This window comes from Micromonospora sp. NPDC050187 (assembly GCF_044459745.1).
Classification (GTDB): domain Bacteria; phylum Actinomycetota; class Actinomycetes; order Mycobacteriales; family Micromonosporaceae; genus Micromonospora.
In genome coordinates, this window is the sequence record NZ_JBITJH010000002.1 from 102,329 (window position 1) to 112,296 (window position 9,968).

The following is a 9,968-nucleotide window of genomic DNA, read 5'->3' on the forward strand; positions in this document are numbered from 1 at the left end:
CATGGCGACCATGCTGCTCAGCACCCATGGCACGAACGGCGACGTGCTGTCGTTCGTGCGCCTCGGCGCGGCGCTGGCCGAGCGCGGCCACGACGTCACGATCGCCACCCACGCCCGATACGCGCCGACCGTCCGGGCGGCCGGCATCGAGCTGGTACCGATCGACACCGAGGACGAGTACGTCCGCTACCTGGCCGACGCCCGGGACATGCTCGACGCCCGGGTCGGCTCGGCGCGCCTGCCGGACCTGCTCGGTCACTACCAGCGCAACGATCTCTTCGGGCAGCTCCGCCGCGAGGTCGAGGCCGCGGTGGCCCGCCACCGGGCAGGCGCGACGGTGCTGGTCGGACGGCACACCTCGGGGCTGGCCACGCTGATCGCCGCCGAGCTGCTCGGCGTACCGAGCGTGTGGGTGGCGATGACGCCGGCGCAGCAGTTGCTGCTGCCGGTGCAGGTGCACCTGCACCGGTCCACGCTGGCCGCCGGCATCGACGCGGTACGCGCGGACTTCGGGTTGGCTCCGGTCGACGACTGGGCGGCCTGGATGAGCGGCGCGGACCGGCAGCTCGGGCTCTGGCCGCGCTGGTTCGACAAGGCCGGCCCGCCGACGGTCGAGGCCGTCGAGCCGGTCGGCTTCCTGCTTAACGACGCCGCCGAGTCGGGCGACCTGCCGCCGGAGGTGGAGCGGATCCTGGCCGATCCGAGCGGACCGCCGGTGCTGGTCGCCGCCAGCTCCGGGCAGATGCTCTGGGAACCGTTCTACGCCGCCGCGCTGTACGCCTGCCGGCGCGTCGGCCGGCCGGTCATCCTGGTCAGCCCGCACCTCGACGCGCTGCCCGACCCGCTGCCCGCCGGGGTGAGGTGGTTTCCCCGGCTGCCCTACCGTGACCTGGTGCCCCGGGTCGCGGCGGTGATCCACCACGGCGGCATCGGCACGCTCGGCCGCTGTCTCGCCGCCGGGGTGCCGCAGGTGGTGCTGGCGCACAGCTTCGACCAGCCGGACACCGGGGCCCGGTTGCAGCGCTGCGGGGTGGCCCGCTTCCTCCCGTCCACCCGGTGGGCTCCCGAGACGGCCGCCGAGCTGCTCACCGAGGTGCTCACCGACGCCCGTTACGCCGAACGCAGCCGACGTTTCGGCGCCACCGTGGACCCGACGACCACCGCCACCCGGGCCGCCGAACGGATCGAGGCGCTGCTGGCACCACCGCCGGAACCCGCCGGCCGGTAGTGGCGCAGGCCCGCCGGTGGTGGCTCAGGCCCGCTGGTCGGGCGGCCGGCGGGGGTCAGCCGCTGCGGGCGGGCCCAACCGGATGTCACCGTGGACGTCGCGGGCCTGCACCACAGTGCCGCTCACCGAGCCGAGCACCTGGTTGACGACGCCGTCACCCGCCGCGTCCGGCTCGGGCACCTGCCGCTTCCGTACAGGTCGCCCCAACCGGTCCAGGTCCGCGGCGAACGACTCGTCCCGGGCCGCGACATTTGCGCCGAGGAGGCCGCCGTCTTCCCCGGCGGCCACGTCCTGCGCCACACCTTCGGCACCCGCCTGGTCCGCGAAGGCCACGACATCGTCCTGGTCGCCGAACTCATGGGACACGCACGTCTCGAAACCACCCGGGCGTACAGCCTGCCCACCGACGCCGACCGCGAAGCCGCGATCAACAGCCTCCTCACCGACCGCTGACCAGCAAGTCCACCGTCCTAGCTGGGTGTCGCCGCGTACGGGCACCTCGCCGATGCGAGCCTGCCGGGATCGGACACCGGGACGCTGCGCGGTGACACGTTGGACCTGTACGCCCTCCAGGGAACGCCCACCGTCCCGGAAGCGGTGCTGGTCGAGATCGTGGACGAGGTGTTCCTTCCCCTGGTTCGGGGCCGTGCCCCAACCGGGTGAAAGCCTGCGGTCACCGCGCGTCCGCTGGCTACGGCCGGGGCGTACGCCACCACCAGCGGCGGCGTCGCGCGCGCCGGTCGGGCGCCTTCCCGGCGTCCCGGACGTCGGGTGCCGGCACCGGCCGGGAACGGGCCGCGCGCCACTGCCCGACCACCGCGTCGACGTCGACCGGCCGGACCACCACCCGGGGCCCGGTCGGGGTGCGCAGCCACGCCACGATCTGCGTGTTCAACTCCTGCGCGTACGCCCGCACCGCCGCCTCGGTAGGCAGGTCCCGGACCTCGTCGGGCAGCCGCTCGACGCGTTTGCGCAGCAGCAGCGGGGTGGGCAGGAGCGCCTCGGTGGGAATCTTCTCCCGCTCCAGCAGTCCCTTGATCCACCAATGCTCGTCGTACGGCAGGTCCCGGCCGGGAATGGGGCGACCCGCGCCGGGCAGGTTGTCGAACTCGCCTCGTTCCACGGCGGCGCGGATCTGCGCCTCGACCGCGGCCTCCCACGCGTAGGTCATGCCGGAACCTCCCCGTGTCGTCGGCACCCTTTCACCAGGATGCCCGACCGGCGGTCGGCGTTCCCACCCCGCCGGCCCGGACACCGGCCGGGCACCGCCGCGCGGTGGCCTAGACTTCGCCCTCGATGGACGACCAGGCCACCCCCGTCGACACCCGTCCCTGCGCGCACTGCGGGCGGGACGTGCCGCAACGCGCCGGCGCGGGCCGCCCGTTCCGGTACTGCCGCGACAACGACGGCACCTGCCAGCGGGCGTCCCGCAACAGCCGGATGCGCCACCGCAACGCCCCCGGCCTGGCCGGGCAGGTGGCGCGGACCTGGGAGACCGTCGACCGGCTCGACCAGCTCGTGGAGTCCCTGACCGAGGCGCTGCACGCCGAACTGTCCCCGGTCGGGGTGGAACGGCAGCTCGCCCAGGTCCGCGCGGAAGCCGCCGGGCAGGTGGCGCAGGCCCACACCGAGCGGGACGAGGCCCGCCGCGCCGCCGAGGACGCGTCCGCCGCCTCGGTGGCCGCCCGCCGGGCCGCGCAGGACGCCGTCGCCGAGCGGGACGCCGCCCGCGCGGAGGCCACCCGGCACGCCGAGGACGCCGCCCGGTCCGCCACCCGGGCGGTGGACGCGGAGGCGGCCCGCGACGCCGCGCAGCGGACCGCCAGCGCCGCCGAGGCGCTGCGGACGCAGGCCGAACGGGACCGGGACGCGGCCCGCCACGACCTGCGGACCGTCCGCGCGGAGCGGGACACCGAACGGCGTCGGGTCGGCGAGTTGACCGCCGAACGGGACACCGCCCGCGCCGACGCCGGCCGGGCCGCCACGGACGCCGCCGACGCGTCCGCCCGCGCCGACCGGGCGCAGGCCGACGCGGACGCCGCCCGCCGCGACGCCGACACGCACCGCGTCGCCGCCGAACGGGCCCGTGCCGAGGCGGAACAGGCCCGCCGGGAGGCCGTCGACGCGACCCGGTCGGCTGAGGCGGCCCGGGTGGACGCCGACGCCGCCCGCGCGGAGAGCGCCGCCACGGCGCAACAGGCCCGGGAGGAGATCGCCGCCCTGGCAGCCCACCGCGACCGACTCACCACCGAGGTGGCGGACGCCCGGGCGGCGGCGGCCACCGCCGAGGCCCGCCTGGCGGACCTGACCGTACGGCTCCGCGCGGCCGAAACCGACCGGGACGCGGCGGCGACCCGCGCCGCCCAGCTGGCCGACCAGGTCAGTGACCTGGCCACGGCGTTGGCCCGGCTGGCGTCGACGACACCACGCTGACCGGCCCGGTCGGCACGCGCATCGGTCGCCGTCAAGGGACACCGGAACGGGCCGGGTACCATACAGGTGACAGCCAGCACACTCCACCGTTTCCCACCCGGCCGGGGCGGCCCGCCGGGTGACCGGCGTGGGTCCGGCCAGGCTCGCCCGCCGGGCGTGGCCGCGTCACCCGCCGTCACCGGGGAATGCTCCGACGACGGCGAGCCGTTACACCGAGAAGACCAGCACCACCAACGAGGGGAAGTCGAACATGGGCGAGCGTATGCTGCGCGGTAGCCGTCTGGGCGCGGTCAGCTACGAGTCCGACCGCAACACGGAGCTCGCGCCGCGTCAGACCCGCGAGTACCTCTGCGCCAAGGGCCACCAGTTCGAGGTGCCGTTCGCCGTCGACGCCGAGGTCCCGACGACCTGGGAGTGCAAGTTCGACGGCAGCGTCGCCCGGCTGGTCGACGGCAGCGAGCCGGAGCAGAAGAAGGCCAAGCCGCCGCGCACCCACTGGGACATGCTGCTGGAGCGGCGGTCGATCACCGAGCTGGAGGACATCCTCGCCGAGCGGCTCCAGGAGGTCCGCACCCGCCGCGGTCGCGCCTGACACCGACCACGACGAGCCCCCGGGACGACCCGTCCCGGGGGCTCGTCGCACGTCACGGGCTCACCGGCCCGGTTCGACGATCTCCCCCTCGATCGCGGCGGCCGGGTCGGCGGGCCGCTGAGGCGACGGACCCGGGTCGGTCGACGGCGCCCCCGGGTACACCCGCACCCGGCGGGGACCGAACAGGTCACCGGCGACCATCGACGACACCCGCCGTTCCGTGGCCCGCTGCACCCCCGCGCCGGCGAGCCGACGCAGCGGCGGCACCAGCAACGCCACCCCCACCACACCACTGACCAGACCCGGCACGGCCAGCAGCAACGCACCGACCAGACCGACGAGCCCGTCGGTCAGCTGCCGGCCCGGCGGCTGGTGCGACTCGACACTGACCCGGAAACCCCGCCACGCGCGCATGCCCTCCCGGCGCAGCAGCAGCAGACCCGCCAGCGACGCGGCGAACACCACCAGCACCGCCCAGGCGAACCCGATCGCCCGGCCGACCAGCACGAACACCGCCACCTCGGCCACCAACCCGGCCAGCAACCCCAGCGGTACGAACCTCCACGTCCGGCGCATCACACCTCATCCGGCCTCGGCGACGCTGTCCTGGTCAAGGATGCCACGGCCACCGGTCACGGCCACCGGCCCGCGACCGCCCGCCGTCGTCCCCACCGCCGGTCCTGCAACCCCCACAGGGTGATCCGCCACAGCGCCTCCAGCACGATCCACGGGCTCATCTTGCTGGACCCGCGTTCCCGCTCGGCGAACGTGATCGGCACCTCCACCATCCGCGCCCCCGCCCGGTGCAGCAGCCGGGACAGTTCCACCTGGAACGAGTAGCCCCGCGAACACACCCCGTCCAGGTCCACGGCGTCGAGGGCCCGCAGCCGGTACACCCGGTACCCGCCGGTCGCGTCGGAGACCGGCACCCCGAGCGCCCACCGGGCGTACCAGTTCCCGCCCCGGGACAGCAGCAGCCGCCGCCACGGCCAGTTCACCACCCGCGCCCCGTGTTTCCACCGGGACCCGATGACCACGTCGGCGTCGCGGGCGGCGGCCAGCAGCGCCGGCAGGTCCTCCGGGGCGTGCGACCCGTCGGCGTCCATCTCCACCACCGCGTCGTAGCCGCGTCGCCGCGCCCACGCGAATCCCGCCAGGTACGCCGCGCCGAGTCCTTCCTTGCCCTCACGGTGCAGTACATGCACCCGGCTGTCGCCACGGGCCAGACCGTCGGCGACGGCCCCGGTGCCGTCGGGGCTGTTGTCGTCGGCGACCAGCACGTCCACGGCGGGCGCGTGCCGGTGGACCCGGTCGACGATCCCCGCGAGGTTGTCGGCTTCGTTGTAGGTGGGCACCACCACCAGCACCCGCCCCACCTCCGGACCTCCGGCCGCACGGCCGGTCTGCTCGCCCACCTGAACCTCCCCCGGTCGCGTCGGCCCCGGACGGGCCGTCGTGCGGTTCTACCCGGGTGGCGGCACCGGCCGGCGACGCAGCCCCGCCGCGCCGACCAGGACGAGGCCGGCGGCCACCAGCAGCGCCACCTCCGGCCACACGCCCAGCCGGGTGGCCAGGGTCAGCCCGTCACCGAGCCGCATCTGCCGGACCACCACCGCGCCGGTGTTGAACCCGGTCGCCCCGTCTACCCGCCCGTCGGGGGAGACGAACCCGGACACCCCGACCGTGGAGGCCATCAACGCGTCCCGGCCGTGCTCGACGGCCCGCAACCGGACCATCGCCATCTGCTGCAACGCCTCGGACTCGTCGAAGGTGGCGTTGTTGGTCTGCACCACCAGCAGCTCCGCGCCGCCGGTGACGGTGTCCCGGACCAGCCCGTCGTAGGCGACCTCGAAGCAGATCACGTCGCCGAGGACCGCGTCGCCGGTGCGCAGCACCCCCGGCGTGTCACCGGGCACGAAGTCCGCCCGCACCCGGTCGACCTGCTTGCTGACCATCCGCGCCAGGTCCCGCATGGGCACGTACTCGGCGAACGGCACCGGATGCCGTTTGGTGTACAGCTGGTCGGTGTCGGGGCCGCTGCCGGGCCGCCACAGCAGTCCCGCGTTGCGCACCTGCCCCTCGCCGGGGCCGCGCAGCACCGCCCCGACGAGGATGGGCGCGCCGATCGCGTCGGCGGCCCGGGTGATCCGCGCGCCGGCCGTGGTGTCGCGCAGCGGGTCGATGTCGCTGGAGTTCTCCGGCCACACCACCAGGTCGGGTCGGCGGGCCTGCCCGGCGGTGACCTGACGGGCCAGCTCCAGGGTCGCCTCGACGTGGTTGTCGAGCACCGCCTGCCGTTGGGCGTTGAAGTCCAACCCGAGGCGCGGCACGTTGCCCTGCACGATCGCCACGGTGACCTGCTCGCCGCCGCCACGCAACCCCACCGGCGCGGCCAGGGCGGCAACGAACACGGCGACCAGGCCGACGGCCGGCAGCACGGCGGACGGGTGCGGGCGTCGCCACGGCCGCCACAGCAGCACCACCAGCAGCCCACCGCAGAGCGCGACGGCGAAGGTGACCAGTGGGGCGCCGCCGAGCGCGGCCAGCCGCAGCAGCGGCGAGTCGCCCTGGCTGAACGCCAGCCGCCCCCACGGGAACCCGCCGAACGGGGTACGGTCGCGCAGCGCCTCCTGCCCCACCCACAACAGCCCGGTCACCGCCGGCCACGCCGCCCGCCACCGGTCGGCCAGCGGCGACGCGTACGCGGACGCGGCGCCGAGCAACGCCAGGTAGGCGGCCTGCGACAGACTCAGCAGCACCCACGGCAGATAGCCGGTGTGCAGGTTCGTCCAGGCCAGCAGCGGCGCGAACAGCGTCAGCCCGGTCAGGAACCCCAGGGCCGCGCCGGCGCGGGCCCGACGGCGGTGTGTCGCCGCGGCGAGCGCCGCCACCCCGACCGCCGCGAGCGGCCACCACCCGTACGGCGGGAACGCCAGCAGCAGCGCCACCCCGGCCACCACCGCCAGCGGCCCGGCCACCGCGAGGGGCAGCGGACGCGGCAGCGGCGACGTGCCGGCGGCGGCGGGGCGTACCTCGTCAAGCATCGTCACCGGCACCTCACCTCGATCACACCGCCGAAGGCTACCCGCCCGCCGCCGGGACGTCTCAGGGCAGCCGGCGGGCGACCAGGACGGCGTCGTGGACGGTGACGTCCCGGCCGTCGGGGTCGACGGCCGTGCGGGGCCGGGTCTGCGCGACGCGGACCTGCCAGCGGGCCGCATCGAGCAGGTCGGCGGCCTGTTCGGCGGTGAACATCAGGTCGGGGAAGTGCATCCGCCGGGCCGTGGTGCGCAGGTCGAGGGGGTGGTGGCCGACGAGGAGCAGGGTGCCACCGGGGGCCACCGCGTCGGCCAGCCGGGCGACGAGGTCCCGCCACTGCCCGGACGGCAGGTGCATGAACTGCGCCGACACCAGGTCGTGGGCGCCCGCCTCGGGTGCCTCGACCCGCAGGTCGGCCTGACGGGCGGTGACCCGGTCGGCGACCCCGGCGTCGGCGGCGTGCGCGGCGGTGCGTTCCACCGCGGTGGGGGCGATGTCCACGGCGGTGACCCGCCAACCCCGGCGGGCCAGCCACACCGTGTCGGCGCCCTCCCCGCAGCCGACGTCCAGGGCCCGCCCGGGTGGCAGGTCACCGGCCTCGGCGACCAGCTGCGGGTTGGGGTTGCCGCTCCACATCACCGGCCGGGACCGGTAGCGGTCCTCCCAGGCGTCCTGCTCGAACATGGTCGCCAGGTCGTGCCGGTACGCCGCGACGGCGTGGGCGGTGTCCTCGGCGACCAGGTCGGCGTTGATCGCCCCGGCGGCGGTCACGCCCTGCGCGGCGGACACCACGACCGTCGCGGCCACGGCGGTCACGTTCCCGGCCACCCACACCCCGGGCACGTCGGTGGCCCCGAACGCGTCGGCGGGGATCCGGGTACCGACGATCTGCCCCTCGTGGTCGACGTCGACCGGGGTCAGCCCGAGCGGGGCGAGCACGTCGACGCGGGCGGCCACCCGGGACGCCACGACGAGCGCGTCGACGCCCACGACGCCCCCGTCGGCGAGGCGGACCCCGGTGAGCCGGTCGTCGTCGACGACCAGACCGGTGACCGGCCCGTCGACGACGGTGACGGCCCGCGCGGCGAGCTGCTCGGCCTGCGCCGGATCGGGCGCGTCGCCGTGGTGACGCAGCAGCAGCACGTGCGGGCTCCACTGCCGCCACAGCAGGGCCTGCCGCACCCCCAGCGGCCCGTCGGCGAGGACCCCGATGCGCCGGTCGCGGACCTCCCAGCCGTGGCAGTACGGGCAGTGCAGCACGTCCCGTCCCCACCGGTCGGCCAGGCCGGGCACGTCGGGCAACGCGTCCACGCCACCGGTGGCCACCAGCAGCCGCCGCGCCCACACGCCCCGCCCGTCGGCGAGGTCGACCCGGAACCCGTCGTCGTCGCGGCCGACCGTGGTGACCGTGGCGTCGACGATCTGCCCGCCGTAGCCGGTGACGTCGGCGCGGGCCGACGCGAGCAGCTCCGCCGGGGGGCTGCCCTCCCGACCGAGGTGGTTGTGCACCCCGCCGGCGGGGGCGTTGCGGGGCCGGCCCGCGTCGATCACCAGCACCGACCGTCGGGCCCGGGCCAGAGCCACCGCGCCGGCGAGCCCGGCCGCGCCGCCGCCGATGACCACCACGTCGTACCTGTCGTCCATACCGCACCCCTGTTCGTCGTCGTCGCCCGCAACGGTGCGCCACCCGCGCAGCGGCGGCAACTATCCTTGCCGTTATGGCAAACGACGACGAGATGGCGGTGCTGGCCGGAGTCGGCGCCCGACTGCGGGCCCTACGCACCCGACGCGGCACCACCCTCACCCAACTGGCGCAGACCACCGGCATCTCCGTCAGCACCCTGTCCCGCCTGGAGTCCGGACAGCGCCGCCCCACCCTGGAACTGCTGCTCCCCCTGGCCCGCGCCCACCAGGTGCCCCTCGACGACCTCGTCGGCGCCACCCCCACCGCCGACCCGCGCGTGCACCCCCGCCCGATCGTGCGCAACGGCATGACGTTCCTGCCGCTGACCCGCCGCCCCGGCGGCCTCCAGGCGTTCAAACAGATCATCCCGCCGCACACCCCCGCCGACCCGCAACCCAACACCCACGAGGGCTACGAGTGGCTGTACGTCCTCTCCGGCCGCGTCCGGCTGATCCTCGGCGACCACGACCTGATCCTCACCCCCGGAGAGGTCGCCGAGTTCGACACCCGACTGCCGCACGCCGTCGCCAACCCCGACCCGCACCCAGCGGAGATCCTCAACCTGTACGGACCCCAGGGCGAACGGCTCCACGTCCGCGCCCGCCCCACCACATCCCGCTAGACCCCGGACACGAAAATCGGGGCGCGGCTACTGCCGCGCCCCGATGCTCCCAGGCCCTCCCCGGCCGGTGGGGCGAGGATCAGGCACCCCGACCTTCGGACCGACCAGACGGTGGACTGGCTGCCCCCGCCGGGCCGTTGTCTACTGGCCGTGCACCTCACCCTGCCCGTACACCGGTAACCGCGGCCGGTTCGCGCCGCCCCGCCGACCCCCGCCCGCTGGACCTGGCCGCCGCAACCATCTGGTCGCTCGGCCAGCGGACGAAGGGACGAAGCGAACAACAGCCGCTTCCCCGTAGTAGGACTCAAAGACGGTACGTGCCACCCCCCGGGCACTGTCAACCCGCGCCGGCCAGTCGTGTCGCCCCCGG

General features: G+C 75.5%; 11 protein-coding genes. 5 read left to right on the forward strand and 6 right to left on the reverse strand.

Annotation, left to right across the window (positions count from 1 at the left end; genetic code table 11):
• The first annotated feature begins 1 nt into the window (after window position 1).
• Window positions 2–1,228 carry a glycosyltransferase gene (locus tag ACIBJE_RS03670; protein WP_396742416.1) on the forward strand — a complete coding sequence of 409 codons (1,227 nt, stop codon included), beginning with the start codon at window positions 2–4 and terminating at the stop codon, window positions 1,226–1,228.
• 24 nt (window positions 1,229–1,252) lie between these two features.
• Here the strand turns inward: ACIBJE_RS03670 and ACIBJE_RS03675 are convergent, their stop codons facing one another.
• The gene (locus tag ACIBJE_RS03675) at window positions 1,253–1,594 is read right to left on the reverse strand and encodes a hypothetical protein (protein WP_396743515.1); all 342 of its coding nucleotides are present in this window, start codon (window positions 1,592–1,594) and stop codon (window positions 1,253–1,255) included.
• On the opposite strand from ACIBJE_RS03675, the gene ACIBJE_RS03680 reads away from it, so the two are divergent.
• The gene (locus ACIBJE_RS03680; RefSeq protein ID WP_396743463.1) at window positions 1,544–1,681 is read left to right on the forward strand and encodes a hypothetical protein; all 138 of its coding nucleotides are present in this window, start codon (window positions 1,544–1,546) and stop codon (window positions 1,679–1,681) included. The genes ACIBJE_RS03675 and ACIBJE_RS03680 overlap by 51 nt on opposite strands.
• Before the next feature lie 238 nt (window positions 1,682–1,919).
• On the opposite strand, the gene ACIBJE_RS03685 is transcribed toward ACIBJE_RS03680, so the two are convergent.
• Window positions 1,920–2,399 carry a DUF1992 domain-containing protein gene (locus ACIBJE_RS03685; protein WP_396742418.1) on the reverse strand — a complete coding sequence of 160 codons (480 nt, stop codon included), beginning with the start codon at window positions 2,397–2,399 and terminating at the stop codon, window positions 1,920–1,922.
• Window positions 2,400–2,524: 125 nt separating this feature from the next.
• Between ACIBJE_RS03685 and ACIBJE_RS03690 the strand changes: the two genes are divergently transcribed.
• Window positions 2,525–3,661, forward strand: a complete 1,137-nt coding sequence (locus ACIBJE_RS03690) for a hypothetical protein (RefSeq protein WP_396742420.1) — start codon at window positions 2,525–2,527, stop codon at window positions 3,659–3,661.
• Window positions 3,662–3,911: 250 nt separating this feature from the next.
• Window positions 3,912–4,253: an RNA polymerase-binding protein RbpA gene (locus ACIBJE_RS03695; RefSeq protein WP_088983966.1), complete on the forward strand. Its 342-nt coding sequence runs from the start codon at window positions 3,912–3,914 to the stop codon at window positions 4,251–4,253.
• A gap of 60 nt (window positions 4,254–4,313) precedes the next feature.
• Here ACIBJE_RS03695 and ACIBJE_RS03700 read toward each other — a convergent pair whose 3' ends face one another.
• The 4 genes from ACIBJE_RS03700 to ACIBJE_RS03715 all read right to left on the reverse strand — a co-directional run bounded on the left by ACIBJE_RS03700 (window position 4,314) and on the right by ACIBJE_RS03715 (window position 8,936).
• Window positions 4,314–4,829 carry an FxsA family protein gene (locus ACIBJE_RS03700; protein WP_396742422.1) on the reverse strand — a complete coding sequence of 172 codons (516 nt, stop codon included), beginning with the start codon at window positions 4,827–4,829 and terminating at the stop codon, window positions 4,314–4,316.
• Between the two features lie 56 nt (window positions 4,830–4,885).
• Window positions 4,886–5,668, reverse strand: coding sequence for a polyprenol monophosphomannose synthase (locus tag ACIBJE_RS03705; RefSeq protein ID WP_396742424.1), 783 nt, complete (start codon window positions 5,666–5,668; stop codon window positions 4,886–4,888).
• Between the two features lie 48 nt (window positions 5,669–5,716).
• A complete protein-coding gene (gene lnt / locus ACIBJE_RS03710) occupies window positions 5,717–7,297 on the reverse strand; it encodes an apolipoprotein N-acyltransferase (protein WP_396743466.1) in 1,581 nt (526 codons plus the stop codon).
• 61 nt (window positions 7,298–7,358) lie between these two features.
• Entirely contained in the window at window positions 7,359–8,936 is a 1,578-nt protein-coding gene (locus ACIBJE_RS03715; RefSeq protein WP_396742426.1) for an FAD-dependent oxidoreductase, read from the reverse strand.
• Between the two features lie 74 nt (window positions 8,937–9,010).
• Here ACIBJE_RS03715 and ACIBJE_RS03720 point away from each other — a divergent pair, with 74 nt between their 5' ends.
• Window positions 9,011–9,598, forward strand: coding sequence for a helix-turn-helix domain-containing protein (locus tag ACIBJE_RS03720; protein WP_396742428.1), 588 nt, complete (start codon window positions 9,011–9,013; stop codon window positions 9,596–9,598).
• Window positions 9,599–9,968 lie beyond the last annotated feature (370 nt).